Annotated in this window: 20 protein-coding genes; 16 read left to right on the plus strand and 4 right to left on the minus strand. The window is 62.5% G+C overall.

The window, feature by feature from the left end; translation table 11 throughout:
* Positions 1–14: 14 nt before the first annotated feature.
* Genes ACO06X_RS04350 through ACO06X_RS04365 form a run of 4 tightly spaced genes read left to right on the plus strand, consistent with a single transcriptional unit; the run spans position 15 to position 3,175 of the window.
* A complete protein-coding gene (locus tag ACO06X_RS04350; RefSeq protein WP_421838756.1) occupies positions 15–926 on the plus strand; it encodes a VOC family protein in 912 nt (303 codons plus the stop codon).
* Complete coding sequence (locus ACO06X_RS04355) at positions 919–1,665, plus strand: SDR family NAD(P)-dependent oxidoreductase (RefSeq protein ID WP_421838757.1); 747 nt, start codon at positions 919–921, stop codon at positions 1,663–1,665. Before ACO06X_RS04350 ends, ACO06X_RS04355 begins: the two co-directional genes overlap by 8 nt.
* A gap of 34 nt (positions 1,666–1,699) precedes the next feature.
* Positions 1,700–2,527 carry an alpha/beta fold hydrolase gene (locus tag ACO06X_RS04360; protein ID WP_421838758.1) on the plus strand — a complete coding sequence of 276 codons (828 nt, stop codon included), beginning with the start codon at positions 1,700–1,702 and terminating at the stop codon, positions 2,525–2,527.
* A 3-nt stretch (positions 2,528–2,530) separates the two neighbouring features.
* Positions 2,531–3,175 (plus strand): TetR/AcrR family transcriptional regulator, encoded by a 645-nt coding sequence (locus tag ACO06X_RS04365; protein WP_421838759.1) that lies wholly within the window; start codon positions 2,531–2,533, stop codon positions 3,173–3,175.
* Positions 3,176–3,194: 19 nt separating this feature from the next.
* Here ACO06X_RS04365 and ACO06X_RS04370 read toward each other — a convergent pair whose 3' ends face one another.
* Entirely contained in the window at positions 3,195–3,917 is a 723-nt protein-coding gene (locus ACO06X_RS04370) for a MerR family transcriptional regulator (RefSeq protein WP_421838760.1), read from the minus strand.
* Between the two features lie 154 nt (positions 3,918–4,071).
* Here ACO06X_RS04370 and ACO06X_RS04375 point away from each other — a divergent pair, with 154 nt between their 5' ends.
* A complete protein-coding gene (locus tag ACO06X_RS04375) occupies positions 4,072–5,184 on the plus strand; it encodes an alkane 1-monooxygenase (RefSeq protein ID WP_421838761.1) in 1,113 nt (370 codons plus the stop codon).
* Between the two features lie 66 nt (positions 5,185–5,250).
* Here ACO06X_RS04375 and ACO06X_RS04380 read toward each other — a convergent pair whose 3' ends face one another.
* On the minus strand, positions 5,251–6,690 hold the full coding sequence (locus ACO06X_RS04380) for an aldehyde dehydrogenase (RefSeq protein ID WP_421838762.1): 1,440 nt from the start codon (positions 6,688–6,690) through the stop codon (positions 5,251–5,253).
* Between the two features lie 17 nt (positions 6,691–6,707).
* Complete coding sequence (locus tag ACO06X_RS04385; RefSeq protein ID WP_421838763.1) at positions 6,708–7,757, minus strand: 2Fe-2S iron-sulfur cluster-binding protein; 1,050 nt, start codon at positions 7,755–7,757, stop codon at positions 6,708–6,710.
* Between the two features lie 190 nt (positions 7,758–7,947).
* Here ACO06X_RS04385 and ACO06X_RS04390 point away from each other — a divergent pair, with 190 nt between their 5' ends.
* From ACO06X_RS04390 to ACO06X_RS04440, 11 genes are all read left to right on the plus strand, one after another.
* The gene (locus tag ACO06X_RS04390; protein WP_421838764.1) at positions 7,948–10,572 is read left to right on the plus strand and encodes a TonB-dependent receptor; all 2,625 of its coding nucleotides are present in this window, start codon (positions 7,948–7,950) and stop codon (positions 10,570–10,572) included.
* Between the two features lie 114 nt (positions 10,573–10,686).
* A complete protein-coding gene (locus ACO06X_RS04395; RefSeq protein ID WP_421838765.1) occupies positions 10,687–11,349 on the plus strand; it encodes a hypothetical protein in 663 nt (220 codons plus the stop codon).
* A gap of 7 nt (positions 11,350–11,356) precedes the next feature.
* Positions 11,357–11,959, plus strand: coding sequence for a cytochrome c oxidase subunit 3 (locus tag ACO06X_RS04400; RefSeq protein ID WP_421838766.1), 603 nt, complete (start codon positions 11,357–11,359; stop codon positions 11,957–11,959).
* A gap of 23 nt (positions 11,960–11,982) precedes the next feature.
* A complete protein-coding gene (locus ACO06X_RS04405) occupies positions 11,983–12,228 on the plus strand; it encodes a cytochrome C oxidase subunit IV family protein (protein ID WP_421838767.1) in 246 nt (81 codons plus the stop codon).
* Positions 12,229–12,251: 23 nt separating this feature from the next.
* Complete coding sequence (locus tag ACO06X_RS04410; RefSeq protein WP_421838768.1) at positions 12,252–13,196, plus strand: DUF7064 domain-containing protein; 945 nt, start codon at positions 12,252–12,254, stop codon at positions 13,194–13,196.
* Between the two features lie 11 nt (positions 13,197–13,207).
* Positions 13,208–14,368: a phosphotransferase family protein gene (locus ACO06X_RS04415; RefSeq protein ID WP_421838769.1), complete on the plus strand. Its 1,161-nt coding sequence runs from the start codon at positions 13,208–13,210 to the stop codon at positions 14,366–14,368.
* Positions 14,365–14,835, plus strand: coding sequence for a hypothetical protein (locus ACO06X_RS04420; RefSeq protein WP_421838770.1), 471 nt, complete (start codon positions 14,365–14,367; stop codon positions 14,833–14,835). The genes ACO06X_RS04415 and ACO06X_RS04420 overlap by 4 nt, the downstream gene beginning before the upstream one ends.
* On the plus strand, positions 14,832–15,812 hold the full coding sequence (locus ACO06X_RS04425) for a DUF7064 domain-containing protein (RefSeq protein ID WP_421838771.1): 981 nt from the start codon (positions 14,832–14,834) through the stop codon (positions 15,810–15,812). Before ACO06X_RS04420 ends, ACO06X_RS04425 begins: the two co-directional genes overlap by 4 nt.
* An 18-nt stretch (positions 15,813–15,830) precedes the next feature.
* A complete protein-coding gene (locus ACO06X_RS04430) occupies positions 15,831–16,931 on the plus strand; it encodes an NAD(P)-dependent alcohol dehydrogenase (protein ID WP_421838772.1) in 1,101 nt (366 codons plus the stop codon).
* A gap of 11 nt (positions 16,932–16,942) precedes the next feature.
* Positions 16,943–17,731: an enoyl-CoA hydratase/isomerase family protein gene (locus ACO06X_RS04435; RefSeq protein WP_421838773.1), complete on the plus strand. Its 789-nt coding sequence runs from the start codon at positions 16,943–16,945 to the stop codon at positions 17,729–17,731.
* 32 nt (positions 17,732–17,763) lie between these two features.
* Positions 17,764–19,323 carry a long-chain-fatty-acid--CoA ligase gene (locus ACO06X_RS04440; protein WP_421838774.1) on the plus strand — a complete coding sequence of 520 codons (1,560 nt, stop codon included), beginning with the start codon at positions 17,764–17,766 and terminating at the stop codon, positions 19,321–19,323.
* 9 nt (positions 19,324–19,332) lie between these two features.
* Here the strand turns inward: ACO06X_RS04440 and ACO06X_RS04445 are convergent, their stop codons facing one another.
* Positions 19,333–20,454 carry an alkene reductase gene (locus tag ACO06X_RS04445; RefSeq protein WP_421838775.1) on the minus strand — a complete coding sequence of 374 codons (1,122 nt, stop codon included), beginning with the start codon at positions 20,452–20,454 and terminating at the stop codon, positions 19,333–19,335.
* Positions 20,455–20,456 lie beyond the last annotated feature (2 nt).

Raw genomic sequence — 20,456 nt, forward strand, 5'->3', positions numbered from 1 at the left:
ACGAGGTCGCTGCCATGAACGCTCCCATCCGCTTCGCCCGGCTCGGCTTCTGCCGCCTGCAATGCAGCGATATTGCCGACACTGCGGCGTTCTACCGCGAACTGGTGGGACTCACGGGAGAAGTGCAACCCGACGGCTCCCACTGGCTGCGCTGCAGCGAAAAGCCGTACGATATCGTGCTGACTTCGGGTCCTGCCGGTCTAACCGGGGCAGGGTTCGAACTCGAAAATGAAGCCGATCTTCATCGCGCCCACGCGCGGCTTGCAGCACTGGAAACCGATGTGCGCTGGCTGACTCCGGCGGAATGCGATGCGCAGGCGCTGGGCCGCGCCCTCATCTTCACCGACCCCGTCTCAGGCCTCGCCTGCACGTTCTATGCGGATCAGCCCAAGGCAGCATCACCATACACGACTGGCGCGATACGCATCGCGCAGATGGGCCATCTCGTGCTCAACGTGCACGATCTCGGCGCAGCGCACCGTTTCTGGGCGGATGCCTTAGGCTTTGCCGTGTCGGACCGGGTGGAAGGCGTGGCGGAATGGCTGCGCGCATGGCCCAATCCGCTGCACCACAGCCTCGCGCTGCTGCAGCACACGGCCAATACGCTGCACCACATCAATTTCATGGTCACCGACATCGACGATATCGGGCAGGCCATGAACCGGATGAAGGCGGCAAACATACCCATCGTGTTTGGCCCCGGCCGCCACCTGCCCTCGACCAGCATCTTCCTTTATTTTCTCGATCCCGATGGCAATACCAACGAGTTCAGCTTCGGCATGGAACTGTTCGGGGAAGCGGATGCGCGGGATGCGCGCGAGCTGGAGCACAAGGCCGAGGTGATGGACACCTGGGGCAGCAAGCCCGATCCGCGTTTCGGCAAAGGCAGCCCGATCCTTCCTGCGCACGAGCCGGTCCATGGCTGACCTCACCGGCCAGGTCGCCATTGTCACCGGCGCAGGGCGCGGCATCGGCCTCGCCATCGCGCGGCGGCTGCTTGATGACGGTGCCAGCGTGGTGGTTGCCGATCTTGCCTCTAAAACCGCCGAGGCCGCCTGTGCGGTGCTCGGACCGAACACACTGCCCTTCGCGGGTGACCTGTCGCACGAAGATGCCGCAAGGCACCTGATCGCGGCGGCGCTCGCCAGGTTCGGCCGGATCGACATCCTCGTCAACAATGCGGGTGGCGGCATTCTGCGACCGTTTCTCGACCACACGCCCGAAACCCTGCGCGCCACGATTGACCGCAATTTGTGGACTGCGATCTGGTGCTCGTGGGCGGTCCTGCCGCACATGAAAGCGGCGGGCTATGGCAGGATCGTGATGCTGGGCGCGGATTCGGTGCGCAACGGCCTTGTCGATCACGCGGGCTACAACGCTGCCAAGGGCGGCATGCATGGCCTCACAACCGGGCTTGCGCGCGAATTCGCGCGCGATGGGATCACCGTGAACACGGTCGCGCCATGCGCGGTCCAGACCCAGCAACTCGAGGATGTGCGCGCTGTGAACCCGGCCCTCGTCGAACAGGTCTGCGCGATTATTCCGGTGGGCCGCCCGGCCGAGGAAGTCGAAGTCGCCTCGATGGTCGCCTATCTCGCCTCCCCTGAGGCCAGCTTCGTGACCGGCCAGGTCATCAGCGTCAACGGCGGAACCACCATGCTGTGATGGCAGCGCCCGCAAAGAGCAAGGACACCTCTCCATGAGTGAAAACCCCGAAATCGGCCTGACTGTCGATGTCGATGGCATCGCCACGAACTACATCCGCAGCGGTGAAGGGCCGCCCCTGATCCTGATCCACGGCTCAGGCCCCGGTGTAACCGCCTATGCCAACTGGCGCGGGGTGATCCCGGATTTCGCAAAGGCCTTCACCTGCTACGCGCCCGATACGCTGGGGTTCGGCTACACCGATTTTCCTGCCGACATCGAGGGCTTTGCCATGGACCGATGGGTCCGCCACCTCGTCGGCTTTATGGACGCGCTTGGCATCGCACAGGCCCACCTCATCGGCAACTCCTATGGCGGCGCGCTCTCGCTGGCGCTCGCCACGCATCATCCGGACCGGGTCGGGCGGATCGTACTCATGGGGGCTGCGGGCCTGCCCTTCCCGATCACCGAAGGGCTGGAAAAGGTGTGGGGCTATCAGCCCTCGCTGGAGGCCATGCGCGATCTTATGACAACCTTCGCGCACAATCCGGCGCTAGTGAAGGACGAGATCGTGCGCTCACGCTATGAAGCAAGCATCCGGCCCGGTGCGCACGAGGCCTATTCCAGCCTATTTCCCGCCCCGCGCCAGCGTTGGCTGGATGCGCTCGCCACCGATGAAGCGCTGCTGGCCGCAATGCCGCACCGCACGCTAGTGATCCACGGACGTGACGACGTGATCGTGCCAGCAGCGCAATCGGTGCGCTTCAACCAGTTGATTCCCAACAGCGAGTTGCACATATTCGGCGGATGCGGCCATTGGACGCAGATCGAGAAACGGGACCGCTTCGTGGAGCTTGTCATGCCATTTCTGCAGAGCACCTGACGCGTGGCATCCGCCCAGCCTGAAGTGATAGTGGCCGCGCCCATAGCACGTGAGCGGCGCACCCAGGCCGAACGCACCGAGACGATGCGGGCGCGCCTTTCCGCTGAGGCCTATCGCATCGTCGCCGAAGGCGGCGTTCGGGCGCTGACGATGCGTTCGCTGGCCAGCGCGGCAGGTGTATCCCAAGGTGCCGTGCTTCATCATTTCCCGGACAAGGCCGCGATCGTGCTGCTGGCAATCGAGCAGACGCTGCTACTGGCGCGCGACGACAGCCGGCAGTGGTTGGCAGCCAAGGGAGACGCGGCAAGTATCCTGCGCGCCATGCTGGCAGAGTTTCGCGCGTTCTTTTTCAGCGACCGCTTCTGGGTGGCCATGGGTATCACGCTCGAGGTTGCAAAGGACACCGACCTGTTTCTGCAAGTGCGCGCCAAGGTCGCCGAACTGCGCGCCCCGATCTATCGTGCCTGGGAAGAGCGACTGGTTGCACTGGGCTGGACAGCCGAGGCTGCGCAGCGCGATGTCCGCTCCGCCGCCGCCTTGCTGTCGGGTGCGGCCATCCGCCGGTTCTGGGCTGATGAAGACGAAGTGTCGGACGCGGTGGAGGCTGAATGGCTGGAAACCCGCCTGACCCGCAACAGACAGGGCTGAGAACGCCGGCTCAGGTATCCTATGGGTTTTCTCCCGGCGGAACCGGCACGATCGTCTCGCCTCGCGTTGCGCGCCGAATATTTCGCAGGAAGATCTTGAGGCGCAGCAGGCCAAAGAACTCCAGCATCGTTGGCAAAGCAAACTCGAGCATGCTCGCGGCTTCATCCTCCTCGATCTTGCCTTCGACCTGCTCGAGGAAGATCTGGGCTTCCTTGCCGGCAACATATTCTGCCGCTTCGATGTAGTAGCCCAGAATCTCGGGGGGAAAGCCCCGGGCCTCGTTGAAGCCAGCCTCGCGCATGCGGCCCCAGAGATTGACAAGGCCCGCGTCGGTCACGCTCAAGACATCGCCTGCGGGGCCCTTGGTGATCTTGATTGCGCCAATGCCGTCAAGCACGCGGGCATCCTCACGAGCATGGGTCATCTGCTTGACGAGGTCGTCGAGTGAAACGACGCTTTTGCGCACACCCACCCGGGCCGCGACCAATTCTTCCAGATGGCCGAAAGCGGTTGCGCCAACGGGGCGGCTCGCCGCTCCCCCCCGCAGGACATGCGCGATCTGCGGCAGTGTCATCCCAGAATCGCGCTGCAGCTTGCGAACTGCGAGGATCGCGCGAACGTGCTCCTCACCATAGTCGGCGACATTTCGCGCCGGACGGCTTGGATCCGGTAGTAGTCCCTCGCGCAGATATACACGGATCGTCTCGCGATTGACCCCCGTGCGCGCTTCCAGCTCACGCATTTTCATGGACCAAAGGACTAGCGGTTCACATCAGCGCTGTCTCCCCCTTGAACCGCCCATTTGGGCAAGGAAAATGATTTGCCTGTTTACGATCCCATATTTTGCGTATATTCATTACGCGTAATGGCCGTCGTGGAGCGGCAGGGAGAGCAAAATGGACTACGGGCGTTATTATCTGGGAGTAGTGCTCCAGTTGGCCGTGATCGCCAGCTTTCTGGTGGGTGGTCACTGGGTGTGGATCGGTATCGCTTCACTGCCTGCATTCGGGATCATCGATTCGATGTTGCCCAACGATTTTGCCGAGCGCCGCATGACGAACAGGGTGCTGGCAGACCTTCCCGCGTGGATTTGTTCGCTGCTGGGTCCGGTCATCTATCTGGCTGCAGCAGTATGGGTTGCCCGCAATCCTGGTGCCTCTGCCCTCGACTATGTCGGCGTTATCGGCTCTTGCGCATGGCTTAGCGTCATTCCTCTGGTTCCAGCCACGCACGAGCTCTATCACCAACGCGGCAAGCTGCGCCGAATGGTCGGTCGCTATGCACAGATCTGCTACCTCGATTGCACGCGCGAGATTGCGCACGTCGTCGGCCACCATATCCATGTCGCGACGACACTTGATGGCGATACCGCGCCGCGCGGCACCAGCCTCTATGCCTTCACGCCCAAGGCGGTTGTGCATTCCACCCTCGAAGCATGGCGATCCGAAAGCGACAACCTCGAAGCCATGGGCAAGGGGCGCTGGTCGATCGGTCATCGTCTTTACAAGGCCATCCTGATCCAGCTCGTGTTCCAGATCGGCGTCCACATGATCGGCGGCTGGACCGCGAATGCGGTGGTCCTCGCCGGGATGGTTGGCGCGCGCTTCTGGGTCGAAAGCTTCAACTATTTCCAGCACTATGGCCTGATCCGCCTGCCCGGTGGCCAGATCGACCGCCGCCATGTGTGGAATCACCTGAAACCGCTGTCGCGCACGCTTGGCTTCGAGATCACCAATCACGCCGATCATCATACCAACAGCTATGCGGCCTACTACGAGCTGAAGCCGGACAAGCAGTGGATCCCTATGCCTTCGGTGTTTGTTTGCTTCTTCTCGGCGCTGATTCCACCGCTGTGGCATCATATGGTGATCATGCCGGCACTGAAGCGTTGGGACAACGAACTCGCCAGCCCCGAAGAACGCGCGCTCGCGCGCGAGCAGAACCGCCGTGCCGGCTGGCCGGACTGGTTCGAAGAAAGCGGCAACCACAGCGTGGCTGCCGCCGCATAACCAGCGCGCAAAAAAAGGGGGGCGTTCCGGAAGTGCCGGAATGCCCCCTTTTTCTTTGCGCCAGGCTCAACCCATCACGTAGATCGACTTGGTGCTCTGGTAGGCGCCCACAGCTTCAGGGCCGAACTCCCGGCCAAGGCCACTCGCCTTGATGCCGCCGAACGGCGAACCGATCGAAGGCATGTAGCCGTTTACCCCGACAGTGCCGCTTGCCACCTGCCGCGCCACCGCAAGAGCATGCGCGCCATCAGCCGACCATACCGAACCGCCAAGACCATATTCGCTGTCATTGGCCAGCTTCACGGCCTCGTCTTCCCCATCATAGGGTATCACCGCAAGCACCGGACCAAAGATTTCCTCACGCGCAATCCGGTCCGTATTGGCAACGTCGGCAAAGATCGTGGGTTCGACGAACCAGCCGCGATTGGTTCCCTTGGGCCTGCCGCCTCCGGCAACAAGGCGGGCTTCATCCTTGCCCAGTGCGATATAGCCTTCCACCCGCTCGCGGTGCGCGGCGGTAGCCATCGGGCCGACATGCGTTGCAGGATCCAGCGCATCGCCCACAGTGAGCGAGGACGCGAAACTGGCAAGCGCCTCGACCACTTCGCCATAGCGGCTGCGAGGGGCAAGAACGCGGGTCGCATTGAAGCAGGCCTGGCCGTTGTTGAGCAGGCAGGCGAACGGGACACCCTGCAGAAATGCGCCGATATCGACATCCTCGAGCAGGATTGCAGCGGATTTTCCGCCCAGCTCCAGCGTGACCGGACGCAGCAGTTCGCCGCATGTCCGGGCAATCATCCTGCCAGCCGCCGTGGAACCGGTAAACGCAACCTTGTCGATGCCAGGGTGCGATACGAGGTATGCACCAACCTCGCGGTCTGCTGCCACCCAGTTGAGCACCCCGGCCGGAACGCCAGCCTCGAGCGCAGCTTCGGCCAGCAGATAACTGTCGAGTACAGTGCCCGGCGAAGGCTTGATGACCATGGTGCAACCGGCAGCGAGCGCAGGCGCGATCTTGTTGAGCGCGAGGGTAACCGGAAAGTTCCACGGCACGATGGCCGCAACCACGCCGACCGGACTACGTTCAACCAACGTCTCGCGCCCCATCTGCGAAGGCCGCACGTCAGGCGCATCGAGCCCGCGAGCAAGCGCGGCATAGTAATGCACCACGCCCGCACCGAACTGGCCTTCGAGCTGGGTGCTGACCATCAGGGGCATGCCGTTCTGCAGGCTTACCGCCTGGGCGATAGCTTCTCCGCGCGCGGCCAGTGCCGCCACGAAACGATCCATGATGTCCGTCCGCTCTGCCGGACTGGCCTTGGCCCATGGACCATCGACCAAGGCCTGCCGGGCTGCCGCCACGGCAGCGTCGATATCCGCCTCGGCGCCTTCGGGGACAGTGCCAATTGCTTCACCGGTCGAAGCATTGACGAGGGTGAAAGTGCGGTCACTAGTGGGGCTTACCCACTGGTTTCCGATGAAAAAGCTGTCTCTAGTCAGGGTCATTCAATGGTACTCCCCTATCAATGCTTGCCGCGGGCCGCAGCGGTGCTCGCATCGGTGAACTTGTCGTAGTGGATGCTGGTGAGCGGCACGCCGGCCGCAACGAATGCCGCAATGCCTGCATCGATCATTCCGGGCGGACCGCACAAATAGGCTTGCGCCGCTGCGGGTTCGCCTAATGCCGCAAGCGCCGCGGGGATCTCCGCTGTCACCAGCCCGAAGCGGTGACTGGTGGCCATCTCCTCGGACAGGACTGGCCAGAATTCGAGCCTGCCCTGCCACTGCGCAGCAAGCGCTGCTATCTCATCCTGGCAATAGATGTCGCGCGCCGTGCGGCCGCCGAACAGCAGGATGGCATCGCGCTTCAAACCCTGCCGTGCGGCGTCCTCAAGCACGCTCATCAATGGGGAAAGGCCACTGCCGCCTCCCACAAGCACGATTGGCCCCTTCCCTTCACGGAGCCAGAATGTCCCATGCGGAACCTCAAGCCGGAATTCGGCATCGTCCAGTTGTCCGGAGAAAAGGGCTTCGGTAAATACCCCGCCGGGCACGCGGCGAATGAACGCTGAGACGCGAGTGTTTCCGCCTGCCGAGGGTGCTGTGCTGAAGGAATAGGATCGCGAAACGGTTCCTCCGGACCAGAAAACGTTCATATATTGGCCGGCCCGATACTCGACCGGGCTGTCCGTCAGCCACGTGACGCGGCGAATATCGTGGGTGAGGTCATGCTGTTCTACGATTCGCCCTGTCACCATCCGGGCGGTGAGCGCAGCAAGCGGCACATCAATCTCGAGGTCCGATTCGGGAACGGCCTGACAGGCAAGAATATACCCAGCTTGCAGTTCCTCGCGGCTCAGCGTGTAGCCAAACGGGGTGATCGCATCGACCTTTCCCTTCAGCAGCAGGGATTTGCAGGAACCACAAGTTCCTACGGTACAGTCATGGGGATAGCCAATGCCTGCCTTGAGCGCCGCCTCCAGCACTGTCTCGTTGCGGCCAACCTCAAAACTTGGTCCATCGTTCAGCGAGACCTTGGCCGGAGCCCTCTTCGCAAACAGCTTTCTGAACATCACAATCCCCGCTAAATCGATTATATAACAATAATTTATACCATTTTTTGCAACTGCACATCATCTCGCATTCGCGAATGTCGTAAATCAGTTGACATAAATTCTCCCTACCTTAGATTGCGTACAAAGGTCACGCAAAATCTGGCTGAACCAGATGAGGCCTTTTGGATGGGATGTTAGGGAGGAAGCCATGAAAGCCCTTGGGCAAGTCAGCGTATACGCAATTGTGATGGTGATGGCCGCCCCGGCCTACGCAGCTGAAAGTGCCGCCGCCGAACAACCGGCCCAGGCGACCGAAGATACCGCGAGCAGCGCGGGCATTGCCGAAATCATCGTGACCGCAACCAAGCGCTCCGAAAATCTTCAGAACGTGCCTGTTGCAGTGTCGGCAATTCCGGCATCAACGCTGCAGGCGAAGGGCGTGTTCGAAACGTCCGATCTCAACAACACCATGCCGAATCTACAGGTGTCTTCGCCCTATGGCCAGCAGCAGCCGAACTTTTCGGTGCGCGGCGTCGGCGTGGGCACCGAATTCAACGCCAATGCCGCCTCGCCGGTCGGTGTCTACGTTGACGAAGTCTATCAGGCATTCCGCGCCAGCCACGGCCAGCAGCTTTATGACTTGCAGCAGATTGAAGTGGTTCGCGGGCCGCAAGGCACGCTTTATGGCCGCAACACGACCGGCGGCGCAATCAACTTCATCACCCGCGCGCCGAAGCTTTCTGGCACCGAAGGCTATGTCACAGCAGGCTATGGCACCTACAACCGGGTCAATGCCGAAGGCGCTGTCGAACTCACCGCGATCGAAGACAAGCTCGGCATCCGCGTATCGGGCACTTACGTAAATTCCGATCCTTATGTGCACAACGTGCTAGCGGCTGGCCCTAACACATCCGCCGGCGGCGGCGCATCCGGACTGAACAAAAACTCGGGTATCCAGCCCGGAGGCGCCGAGAACTACGGCGGCCGCGTTGTCATCCGGTTCAAGCCCAGCCCGACCGTCGATCTCAAGCTCAAACTCTATGCTGCGCAGTCCGAAGGCGGCACCGAAACGCCGATTCCCACCGGCCAATCCCGGACCAGCGACAAGATCGACTACACCAGCCCCAATTTCCTGCTCGGCGGCCTGTTCGGCGCGCTTGCCCCTGCTGGCCTGGTTCCCGCCAGCTACAGCCAGTCTGGTAAGGGCCTGGGCATCAACCAGATCGAAGCCGACACGGTCGGCATCGCCAAGACCCACGCGCGCGGCGCGGTATTCGATGCCCGCTTCGAGCTCAGCGACAAGCTCAAGCTGATTTCGATCACCGGGCTTGACGACGGGCTCTATCAGCAGACGGCGACCGACTGCGACGCAACCCCGCTGCGCCTATGCTCGATCGGCTACAAGTCGCGCTTCCACGCCTTCAACCAGGACGTGCGCCTAGACTTCAACGCTGGCCGTTTCAAGCTGATCGTTGGCGCCTACTACGGCAAGGACAGCGTGACGGCTGACAACACCCCTGATTTCTTCAACTTCACCAGTGACATCATCGCTGCGGTCGGGCTCCCGAAATCCTACTTCAACCCCGGCGGCGCCTTCAACGGCACGGCGCTTTCCGCAGCATCGCTGCCCACTGGCATCCGCGCCACGCAGCACTTCAAGCAGGAGCGCGAAAGCTACGCGGTCTACGGCGAAGCCAACTTCGAGGTAACCCCGACCATCCGCATCACCGCAGGCGGTCGCTACACCAAGGACAAGAACCACTTCCGCGACGGCATCACGACCTATTTCGACGACGCTGGCACGGCGCGGCTTATCACCGTATCCGATTTCCAGCAGGGCGGTGCTTATGCCCCCTACTTCCTGCAACCGGTGAAGAACGAAGCGGGGAACGTCGTGATCCCTTCGTTCGCCGGGCTTGGCATTCCAGCGCCTGGTGGTCTCAGCAAGGACGGTTCCTCGGGCCGCTTCTCAGGCCGCTTCATCATCGACTGGAAGCCGGTCGATGGCGTGCTCGCCTATGCCAGCTACAGCCGCGGCTACCGCGCAGGCACGTTCAACGGGCTTGCCTATGGTAGCGCCAACCAGGTCTACTTCGTGCCGCCCGAACAGGTGAACGCTTACGAAATCGGCCTCAAGTCGCGCTTTTGGGACAATCGCGGCCAGTTCAACATCTCGGCCTTCATCTATGATTACAAGGGCCAACAGGGCCAAGTGGTTGATGCCTCGGCAACGGCCAATCTGATCTCGCTCGATGGCAACCTGAAGGGGATGGAAGCCGAACTTATCCTCAAGCCGGTCGAAAAGCTGACGCTCAACGCCAGCCTCGGTATCCTCAGCAGTAAATACGCCGATGGCGCCTGCCCCGCAAACACTGCCAGCATTCCCAAGTTCCCCGCGCAGCTTGGCAGCTGCGTGGTCTCCTCGGGCGGACCGGTCAGCGTTGCGGGTAATCCCTTCCCCTATGCAGCGAAAACTTCGGCTGCCGTCGGGTTCGACTACACACCGCTGGATAATGGCACCACCAAGCTGCTGATCCACGGTGATGCCAATTACACGGGCCGATTCTACTTCGACTCATTCAAGGACTACAGTGCCGGGCCGCTGCCCAAGGTTGCCTCGGGCAAGTTTGGTTTCGGCGAAGGCGACTACTGGGTGCTGAACGGCCGCATTACCTTGACCCACGGCAACTACTCGCTTGCGCTCTGGGGCAAGAACCTGGGGAACAAGACCTACTATCCATTCGGCATCTCGATCGAGAACCTGTTCGGCAACGGCTACCGCGTCCGCGCGCAGCCGCGCACGTTCGGTGCCGAAGCGACGATGCGCTTCTGACTTTGACCTTCGGGGAGGTGCACGGTGCAAGCCGCTGCGCCTCCTCTGCTTTCATGGGAGAGCGTACCGATGCCGAGTTCAGTCGACACCCGCTATTGGCGATTCTGCGCCTGCATGGGACCGCTTTTCGTTCTGGTTTTCTATGCCTGCTGGGGCGTGCTGGGCCACAATTTTCCCCCGTTCACGCCCGATACCCCCGCCAGCGTGGTCGCATCCTATTTCCGCGAAAATGCGGGCAGCGTGCGGCTTGGGATGGTCATGGCGATGACCTTTGCACCGGCATACGGAGTCTGGGGCTATGCTGTCGCCAAAGTGCTCGAACAGGTCATCGAGAAAGACAGTATCGTCGTTCAGCTCGCTCGCGTCGGCGCAGCATGGACGGTGATCACGCTGCTGGTCCCGACATCGTTCTGGCTGACCGCAGCGTTCCGGCCCGAAGCGTTGCCCGATTGGATGATCCAGATGCTCTATGACATGGCATGGCTTCTGATCGACCTGGCCTATGCCGTGACGTCAGTGCAACTCTTCGCGCTAGGTGCCGGTTTTCTGGCTGACAAGCGCGCCGTTCCGCTCGTGCCCAAGTGGCTCGCCTGGTATGGCATCTGGGTCGGCTTCATGTTCATTCTCGAATGCGTGATGCCCTATTTCCGCAATGGCGCATTCGCCCGCTCGGGCATTCTCAACTTCTGGATCGAATTCCTGATTTGGATGGCATGGGTGCCAGTGCTGACGGCTTACATGTTCAAGGCCATTGGCCGGATCGAGCGGGGGGAGTGATCCCGCGATGACCACCATGACTGCGAATGCACCTGTCCATGCTGAAACGGTAGCCCTGCCAGGCGATTCCGGCGTGTGGTTCTTCATCCTGGCCGACATGTGTGCGTTCGCGGTCTTCTTCCTCGTGTTCAGCGCCGGACGTGCCGCAAATCCGGCGCTGTACGAGGCATCGCGCCAAATGCTCGATCTGCGCTTTGGCCTTGCCAATACGCTGATCCTGCTCACAAGCGGCGCGTTCATGGCGGCCGCTGCGCGCGCCGCGCAACATGCGAACTGGCGCGGCACGCAGCGGATGCTGATTGCCACGCTTCTGAGCGGCCTGCCCTTCGGCATTTCCAAGGCGCTCGAATGGCGCGCAAAGCTCGCCCTCGGCGTGGATCTCACCACCAACGAATTCTTCACCTACTATTTCGTGTTCACAGGCGTGCACTTCCTCCACTTTGTGATCGGCATCGGCGTGCTGGTCGTGCTGCTGCGCACGGCGGGTGACACAACAAGGCCTGCCGCAACCCGCTTGCGCTGGATCGAGGCAGGCGGGGCTTATTGGCACATGGTCGATATTCTGTGGATCGTGCTGTTCGCGATGCTCTATCTGCTGAGGACACTATGAGCATTGCGTCCGTCCGTCGCAGTATGCCCGTTGCTCTTGTATGGGCGGCGCTGGTCGCAGCCAGCCTCGCTGGATTTGCGCTTGCGGAAGGATTGGTACCCGCGCGCATCGCAGCCACGCTCGCAATCCTGCTGGCCGCCGCCAAGATACATCTGATCATGACGCACTACATGGACCTCACCTGGGCGCACCAGCCGCTGCGAGCCCTGCTCGCCGCGTGGCTTACTGCCGTCACGCTGATCGTGCTCGTGGGCTACTGGTCGGCCTGAATACAATAAACCCGGAGAGAACGATGTTTGACAATTCCGTGCTAGCCGACCCCGCGATGGCAATTGATCCGGCAAACGACGGGCGCCACACACTCCCCGACGTGGCGATGGGCCGGGAATCGATCCCCTACATCGTCGTGTTGCCGGAACACGGCATTGCCTTTTTCACCTACACCTGGGTGTCCAAGGATAGTGAAGCCGGGGCCGCGCTCGCGGTGTTCGGGCCCGGAGTGGGCGACAAGCCGATCCAGCAGCGCCTTGCCGACCGGCCCGTGCCGCACGACATGGACTTCGACGACTGGCGCATCGACAATTTCCGCATGGCGCAGGATCTCAAATTCGACCGCGCCACGATCTTCTGGGAAACCCCGGAAGCCACTGTCGATGTGCAGTTCGAGGCGTACCATCCGCCTTACGCCTATGGCTCAGACCCGCGTGGATGCCCGAAATACTGCGCGACGGACCGCGTCGAGCAGGCGGGCCGGGTGACCGGCACCTTGCGCATTGGCGACCGCGTGATCGAGGTCAACGGCACCGGCCACCGTGACCATTCATGGGGCACACGCGACTGGATCGCCTTCCAGCAATACGAATGGTTTGTCGGGCAGGTCGGCACCGAAGCCTCGGTCCACTTCTGGCGGCTCAATGCGGCAGGCAAGGAGCAAATCCGCGGCTATGTCTTCCGAGACGGGCTGATGAGCCTTGTCGATACGGTCAAGGTCGATGTCGACTACGACAACCAGTATCTCCAGACAGGCTACCGCGCCGATATCGTCGATGTCGCTGGCCGCGCGACGCACATCGAAGGCAAGGTGTTCGGAACCTATTGCCTCGTCCCCGATCCCGCGATCAGCCTCTATGAAAGCGGCGCGACCGTCCAAATAGATGGCAAACCGGGTGTGGGCTGGATGGAATGCGCCTGGCCGACCGCCTATCTCGAACATATCCGCGCCAACGGTCCGTACTGAAAGGTCCAGCGATGAGCACAACCACTCTTGCCGCTCCAGCGATGGACATGGAAGCGATCAACCGGCGCATACTTGATCGGCGTGCGGCCAACCGCAGTCTGCCGCCCTATCGCGCAGCGCTGATCCCGGAAGTGACCGATCTGCTTGCGAGTTATTTCGCCAAGGTAAGCCCGGGCGCGATCGTGTCTGGCGTAAGGCGTGTTGGCGGCGGTGCTTCGAAGGAGCAGTTCTTCTTCACGCTTGATACCTCCGATGGCACCAGCCAGCAGTATCTTTTGCGGATGGACCCCCGCTCTGCAATCACGGAAACAGACCGTGAGCGGGAGTTTATCCTGCTTCAGGCCATGGCAGGTTTCGTGCCTGTGCCAGAAGCTGCATGGATCGATGCAACCGGATCGCACTTCCCACAACCAGCCGCGATCATGAAGGTCGTCTCGGGTGTGACCAAGCCGAGCGGATCAGGCGTCAAGGTATCGGGTCTGGGCACTTGGCTCGGCCCGGACTTACGCTCAAAGCTGCGCGATCAGTTCCTGGATCATCTGGTCGCGATCCACAGCTATGATTTCCGCGCCAATCCGCTGGCTGGCTTCGAAGTGCCGGACGGTGACATCAAGCAGGCGGCCCGCTGGGTGGTGAACTACTGGCACGAACTGTGGCGTATCGACCATGGAGAGACACGTCCTATCATTGCCCTGGCGCAGCAATGGCTGCTCGACAACATGCCCGATTGTCCGCCCGAAAACTTGGTGCTCACGCACGGCGACTACCGCACCGGCAACTACCTGTTTGATGAGGCGAGCGGCCAGATCACAGCGCTGCTCGATTGGGAGCTGGCGCGTATCGGCGATTTCCACGAGGATCTCGGCTGGGTGCTGATGCAGATTTTCGGCACCAACGAAAACGGCACCTTCCGCGCGAGCGACCTGTTCGAACGCGAGGAGTTCATCGCCGAATACGAACGCCGCTCGGGCCGCACCGTCAACCGCACCACGCTGCACTTCTACGACGTGCTCTCGAGCTACAAGTGCTATGTCATTTGCGCCGCCAATGGCCTTGCTGCCGCCCGTTCGCAGCATAACCATCAGGATGTGCTGCTGACTTTCCTCGGCTGCGCCACCGCCATCTTTGCCGGCGATCTCGTACGCCTGCTGTCTCAGGGAGCCCCCGCATGACCCCCAACGTCGATGAACGGCTGGCGAGCATTGTGCGCGCGCTCTCCGAAGTGATCCTGCCGCATCTGCCACCCGAGGCCTCGCTGGCGCAGGAGCAGGTGCATCTGTGCATCGGTCACCTCCAGATCCTGCGCGCACAGTTCGATGCGGTGCCAGCGTTTGAGCGTGAAGAGCTTGAAGACGCCTTGTCTGTCGCACGCGATCTGGCAGATGCGGTCACGGGCGGCGATCACACAACAGGTGCAGTCACGGCGATCCGAAGCGCCGTGGCCGCCGCCGATGGCAGCGACGTGCGCAGCCAGCGAACTGCAGTCCTGCAAGCGGTCGAAGCGCTGGTCAAAGCCGTCTCGATCGATGGTTCGGCGCAAAGCAAGGCGGCACTGACGGCGGTAACCCTGAACCATGAAGCACCGCGCACACTCAAGGATCGCCAATGGTTCGCGCCCTTCGGATTTGACACGTTGTGATCCGCCCCGAAGACTTCGACTTCCACTTCAAGCCGGATTCACACTGGCAATGGGCGGAAACACTCGCGCTGCCGTTCTGCGTACCGGAGGCGAATATCAACGTCATCGTCTACCTCGTCACCCGGCCTAAGCTGGGCGTGGCGATGTGCGACGTGACGATCCTCGACCGGATCGCCCCGCTTTGGGAAGAACAGCTCTACGTCGACAATATGCAGCACCTGCCATGTCCGGAAACGCTGACGAGGTTCGCGCTGCCCAATGGCCTTTCGTTCGAGGTGATCGAGCCGCTGAAGCGCTACCACCTCGCCTATGAAGGCATCGACGATACATGCTTCGATCTGGAATACCGCGCGCTCCACGAACCCTACGACATCAACGATCCGGCGATGGACCCCACCGCCGCTGCGCGTCAGGGTCCGGCCTGGGATTCCAGCTGGTCCGGGCACTACGAGCAGACGTATCGCATCACCGGCTCGCTCACCGTTCGCGGGCGCACGCTTGCCGTCGATTGCGTCGAAACCGGCGATCGCAGCTGGGGCCCGCGCCCGGAGCGCGACAATGGCACGGTCATCTGGTGGCATTCCAGCTTCGGCGAAGCGCTGACGGTTCACTTGTTCACCGGCCATGACATCGCCACGCGCAGCACGCTTGGCCCCCATGTCAGCGGCTATGTTCTTGAACAGGGCAACGTCTACGGCATCGTGTCGAGCGAGGGCGAGCAGGACTACATGGGTGCCATGCCCATGAGCGGCCGCCTCAGCGTGACCGACGTGCGCGGCAAGACGTTCGATCTGACCTACGCGACCACCAATGGCTGCTACTGGGCGCCCTGCCCGTCAAACACCTATCTGCAAAGCTCGCTGCGTGTCACCTGCGCCAGCGCCGATGGCGTTGTGAACGGCCACGGCGTGCAGCAACTGGGCCTGAGCCGTGCCTACCTCACGCGGCATCGCGACGCGATCCGCACCCGCTACTGACTTCAAGGAACCCCAACGATGAACGCAACAGCCGCCGTTCTCCATCAGCCCAACGGCCCGTTTTCAATCGAGGCGGTCGAGGTCGCGCAGCCGCAGGCCGGCGAAGTGCGCGTCGCGATCAAGGCCGCGGGCATCTGCCACACCGACCTCGTGGTTGCCTCGGGCGCGATGGGGTTGCAGTTCCCCGCCATACTTGGCCACGAAGGCGCCGGCATCGTGGACGCGGTCGGTGAGGGCGTGACCAGTGTGAAGGTGGGCGACAAAGTGCTGCTCACATTCAATTCGTGCGGCGCGTGCAAGCCCTGCAGCCGCCACGAGCCCGCCTATTGCAACAACTTCGTGCCGCTCAACATGATCGCGGCGCGCGGCGACGGATCGACCCGCGTGACCAGCGAGGGTGATCCGGTTTCCGACAACTTCTTCGGCCAGTCATCGTTCGCATCGCTCGCCATCGCGAACGAACGCAACGTGCTCAAGGTGGATGATGATGCCGATCTTTCGGTTCTCGCACCGCTGGGCTGCGGCATTCAGACCGGCGCGGGGGGTGTATTGCGCTCGCTCAGCGCCAAGGCGGGCGAAACCCTGGTGGTGCTCGGGGCAGGCGCGGTCGGGCTCTCTGCCTTGCTGGGCGGCAAGATTGCTGGCTGCGCCACGATCATTGCGGTCGAGCCGCAGGAAGGCCGCCGCGCGCTGGCAACGCAGCTTGGCGCAACGCACGTGCTTGACGGTCAAGGCGATGTCGCCGCCGCCGTGCGTGCCATAGTACGCGAAGGCGCGGACATGGTACTCGATACCAGCGGCTTCATGCCGGTGGTCGCGCAAAGCGTGAACATGATTGCCAATCGCGGACGCATCGGCCTGCTCGGTGTGCCTGGTTCGCTCGATGCCGTGCTGCCGGTGCCGGTGGTGCAGTTCATCACGCAAGGCGGCACGGTGCGCGGGATCATCGAGGGCGATTCCGATCCGGCGGTGTTCCTCCCCGAACTGATCGCGCACCACAAGGCCGGGCGACTGCCCGTCGAGACGTTCATCAAGACCTACCGCCTGGACCAGATCAACGAGGCCATCGACGACGCCCACCACGGCAAGTGCGTCAAGGCCGTGCTAATCATCGACTGAGGACAGCCCACATGACCTACACTTCGATGCGCATTGACCGCGAGGGCGGTCTGGCTCGCCTCATCTTCATCCAGCCCGCACGGGGTAATCCGATCGACGGGACGTTCTGCGCAGAGTTCTGCGATGTCGCGAACGAACTCTCGTCCGATCCCTCAGTCCGCGCGGTTCTAATTACCGCCGAAGGCAAGGCGTTCAGCTATGGCGGCGACATTTCCATGTTCGTCACCCAGCTGGATACCCTGCCGCTGCAAATCCGGCGCTGGACCGCTGACCTGCATGTCGGCATCGCGCGGATGCAGCGCATGGATGCGCCGATCGTGGCCGCCGTGCAGGGCATCTGCGCTGGCGGCATGGCCGGAATGATCGCAGGCGCAGACATCATCGTGACCGAGCCGGGCACCCGCTTTGTCGCCGCTTATGCCGGGATCGGCTACTGCTGCGATGCAAGCAGCTCGATCATGCTTAGCCGCCGTATGGGGCTCTCACGCGCGCGCAAGTATTTGCTGCTCAACGAAACGCTGGATGCGCAGACTGCGCTGGCCGCCGGTCTCGCCGACGAAATCGTGCCCGCCGACGAGCTTGCCGTACGCGCCGAAGCCATCGCGCGGCAGCTCGCCGAAGGACCGACCCAGGCATACGGCGAAATCCGCCGCCTGCTCGCGTCGGCGGCCACCACTCCGCTCGATGCCCAGCTTGAGCTTGAAGCCCAGGCACTGGCGCGCGCAGCCGGAACCGCCGATGCGCGAGAGGGGCTGACCGCGTTTGCCGCCAAGCGCAAGGCGGTCTTCACCGGCAAATGACTACTATGCCAAACCGGGAGGTTACCTGACCCATGTGGCTTTATCCCGAAGTCAGGACACTGGGCGAATTCATCGAATACCATGCGCGGACCGCGGCGACGCGGCGCGCGCTGGTCCATGGCGAGCGCACGATATCGTTTGCCGAGTACGATGCAGTGTCTAACCGGATCGCCAATGGCCTGCTCGCGAAAGGCTTAAGCGCGGGCGAGCGCATAGGGTACATGGGGCTCAACAGCCCGGATTTCTACTTCGCGTTGATCGGCACCGCCCGTACGCGGGGCGCATTCGTCCCCTTCAACTGGCGATTGTCCGCCGCCGAGCTTGCCCAGCTGATCTTGGACAGCGAGGCCCGGCTCGTCTTTGTCGAGCGCGCGCTGGAAGACCTGTGGACCGCTGCTGTGAAGATCGCCGGCGCGTCCGTCGAGGCGATCTGGTTCGATGGCGAGGACACACTGGAACGGCGCTACGCCGACAAAAGTGCCGCCAAACCCGCGCTGTTCATCAGCGAGGAAGATACCGCAATCCAGCTCTACACTTCGGGGACCACGGGCAAGCCCAAGGGCGTGATGCTCAGCCACGGCGGCTTCAACCACATGCGCCTGTGCGAGCATCTGGAGCCATCCTACGACTGGCAGGAGGGTGATATCTTCATCAACCCGCTGCCCAATTTCCACCTGCTCTCGATCGGGATCGCCTTCCAGTGCCTCTACAACGGGGTGGCCGTCTCGATCGTGCGCCAGTTCGATCCGGGCGTGGTGTGCCAGACCATCCAGCACGATCGGCCGACCTTGCTCACGCTCACGCCGACGATGATCCAGATGCTGCTCGACCATCCGGCAGCAGCTGACACGGATTTCTCCTCGCTGCGGCTAGTTCTCTATGCGGGTTCGGCGATCTCGCTCGGCCTCATCCGCCGCGCGATTGCGCAGATGCCTTGCCAGTTCATGCAGTTCTATGGCGCGACGGAAGCGGGCGGCGCCTTTTCCATCCTCCGCCCGAGCGAACACGACCTCGAGGACGAAGCCAAGCTGCAGAGCTGCGGCCGCCCGCTGCCTTTGATCGAGTTCCGCATCGTCGATCCCGAAGGCAACGAGGTGCCGGAAGGTTCTCCGGGCGAACTGGTCGTGCGCGCACCGGCGATCACGCCCGGCTACTGGAAGCAACCCGAGGCCACCGCCAAAGTGCTCAAGCATGGCTGGTACCGCACTGGCGATGTCGCCCGCCGCGATGCAGAAGGGCTCTACTACATCGTCGACCGGGTGAAGGACATGATCGTCTCCGGCGGCGAGAATATCTACTGCGCCGAAGTGGAGAATGCGCTTTCGACCCACCCCGAAGTGGCACAAGTCGCGGTGATCGGCGTGCCCGATCCGCGCTGGGGCGAGGCGGTGTTGGCCTGCGTGATCCGCAAGCCCGGCAGCACGCTCGATGAGGCGGGGCTGATCGCCCATGCCCGCACACTGTTGGCCGGATACAAGGTGCCAAAGCGGGTGACGTTCATGGAAAGCTTCCCGCTAGTTCCCTCGGGCAAGGTTTCCAAGAAGGACTTGCGCGCGCCCTACTGGGAAGGGGCTGACCGCCAGGTCGGCTGACGCCGAGCGTCAGAGTCCGTCACTCAGTGGCGGATAGTCGGTATAGCCGCGCGCTTCACCAACATAGGCAAAATCGAAATTCGGCGCCGCCAGGGGGAGGCCTTCGCGCATCCGCGTGACGAGATCGGGGTTGGCGATGTAGGGCCGCCCGAACGAGACCGCATCGGCCTCGCCCGCTGCAATGCACGCATCCGCCGTGGGGCCATCGAAGCTGCCGTTCTGGATCAGCACGCCGCGGAACAGCGCACGTACCCGGTCGATCACCGGCTTGTCCGGCTTCTCCATGAAGCCCGAGGCAATCGGCTCGATCAGGTGGATGTAGCCAAGCCCGAACTCCTGCGCGAGGCTGGCGATCGCTTCGGCCAGCGCCGCCGGATTGGCATCGCCCATGCCCTTGCGTTCGCTGGTCGGGCTGATCCGCAGGCCCACCCGGTTCGGCGCTATCCGGGCGGTCACTGCCGACACCACCTCACGCAGCAGCCTCACGCGGTTTTCCACGCTGCCGCCGTAGCCATCGGTGCGCGTGTTGGAGTTCGACTGGAGAAACTGGTCGATGATGTAGCCATTGGCGCCGTGGATCTCCACGCCGTCGAAGCCTGCCTCCAGCGCATGCGCCGCGCCCTGCCCAAATGCGGCGATAACCTCGTCGATGTCGGCCTGGGCCATTTCGCGCGGTACGACATAGGGCTTCATGGGCAGGAAACCGCCATCATAGTCAGCAGGAGGCGGGGCCATCGTCTCGCCCACCCCGGCAATCGGCGAAGGGCCGATCGGCAATTCGCCGCCGAGATAGTCAGGCAGCACCAGCCGGCCCATATGCCACAACTGCGCGTAGATCCGCCCTCCGGCATCATGGACCGACTTGGTCACCACCGACCAGCCGGTCACCTGCTCCTCGTTCCACAGGCCCGAAACCCGGTACCAGCCCATCCCCTTGGGGTGGATCGCGATCGCTTCCGAAACAATCAGCCCGCAATCGGCGCGCTGAGAATAGTACTGTGCCATCAGCGGCGTCGGCACATTGGCGGGCGTGGCGCGGGCGCGGGCGCGGGTCAGTGGGGCCATGATCACCCGATTTGGCAAGGTCAGCCCGCCCAATTGCAGCGATTGAAACAGTGCGTCGAGGCTCATTG

The sequence above is a fragment of the Novosphingobium sp. genome, assembly GCF_965229225.1.
In the GTDB taxonomy this organism is placed as follows: Bacteria; Pseudomonadota; Alphaproteobacteria; order Sphingomonadales; family Sphingomonadaceae; genus Novosphingobium.

What these genes read in the sequence shown, in the direction of transcription:
- ACO06X_RS04350 (WP_421838756.1), top strand. Translation starts at nt 15, where the DNA reads ATGAACGCTCCCATCCGCTTCGCCCGGCTCGGCTTCTGCCGCCTGCAA.
- ACO06X_RS04355 (WP_421838757.1), top strand. Translation starts at nt 919, where the DNA reads ATGGCTGACCTCACCGGCCAGGTCGCCATTGTCACCGGCGCAGGGCGC.
- ACO06X_RS04360 (WP_421838758.1), top strand. Translation starts at nt 1,700, where the DNA reads ATGAGTGAAAACCCCGAAATCGGCCTGACTGTCGATGTCGATGGCATC.
- ACO06X_RS04370 (WP_421838760.1), bottom strand. Translation starts at nt 3,917, where the DNA reads ATGCGTGAGCTGGAAGCGCGCACGGGGGTCAATCGCGAGACGATCCGT.
- ACO06X_RS04375 (WP_421838761.1), top strand. Translation starts at nt 4,072, where the DNA reads ATGGACTACGGGCGTTATTATCTGGGAGTAGTGCTCCAGTTGGCCGTG.
- ACO06X_RS04380 (WP_421838762.1), bottom strand. Translation starts at nt 6,690, where the DNA reads ATGACCCTGACTAGAGACAGCTTTTTCATCGGAAACCAGTGGGTAAGC.
- ACO06X_RS04385 (WP_421838763.1), bottom strand. Translation starts at nt 7,757, where the DNA reads ATGTTCAGAAAGCTGTTTGCGAAGAGGGCTCCGGCCAAGGTCTCGCTG.
- ACO06X_RS04390 (WP_421838764.1), top strand. Translation starts at nt 7,948, where the DNA reads ATGAAAGCCCTTGGGCAAGTCAGCGTATACGCAATTGTGATGGTGATG.
- ACO06X_RS04395 (WP_421838765.1), top strand. Translation starts at nt 10,687, where the DNA reads ATGGGACCGCTTTTCGTTCTGGTTTTCTATGCCTGCTGGGGCGTGCTG.
- ACO06X_RS04400 (WP_421838766.1), top strand. Translation starts at nt 11,357, where the DNA reads ATGACCACCATGACTGCGAATGCACCTGTCCATGCTGAAACGGTAGCC.
- ACO06X_RS04405 (WP_421838767.1), top strand. Translation starts at nt 11,983, where the DNA reads ATGCCCGTTGCTCTTGTATGGGCGGCGCTGGTCGCAGCCAGCCTCGCT.
- ACO06X_RS04410 (WP_421838768.1), top strand. Translation starts at nt 12,252, where the DNA reads ATGTTTGACAATTCCGTGCTAGCCGACCCCGCGATGGCAATTGATCCG.
- ACO06X_RS04415 (WP_421838769.1), top strand. Translation starts at nt 13,208, where the DNA reads ATGAGCACAACCACTCTTGCCGCTCCAGCGATGGACATGGAAGCGATC.
- ACO06X_RS04420 (WP_421838770.1), top strand. Translation starts at nt 14,365, where the DNA reads ATGACCCCCAACGTCGATGAACGGCTGGCGAGCATTGTGCGCGCGCTC.
- ACO06X_RS04430 (WP_421838772.1), top strand. Translation starts at nt 15,831, where the DNA reads ATGAACGCAACAGCCGCCGTTCTCCATCAGCCCAACGGCCCGTTTTCA.
- ACO06X_RS04435 (WP_421838773.1), top strand. Translation starts at nt 16,943, where the DNA reads ATGACCTACACTTCGATGCGCATTGACCGCGAGGGCGGTCTGGCTCGC.
- ACO06X_RS04440 (WP_421838774.1), top strand. Translation starts at nt 17,764, where the DNA reads ATGTGGCTTTATCCCGAAGTCAGGACACTGGGCGAATTCATCGAATAC.
- ACO06X_RS04445 (WP_421838775.1), bottom strand. Translation starts at nt 20,454, where the DNA reads ATGAGCCTCGACGCACTGTTTCAATCGCTGCAATTGGGCGGGCTGACC.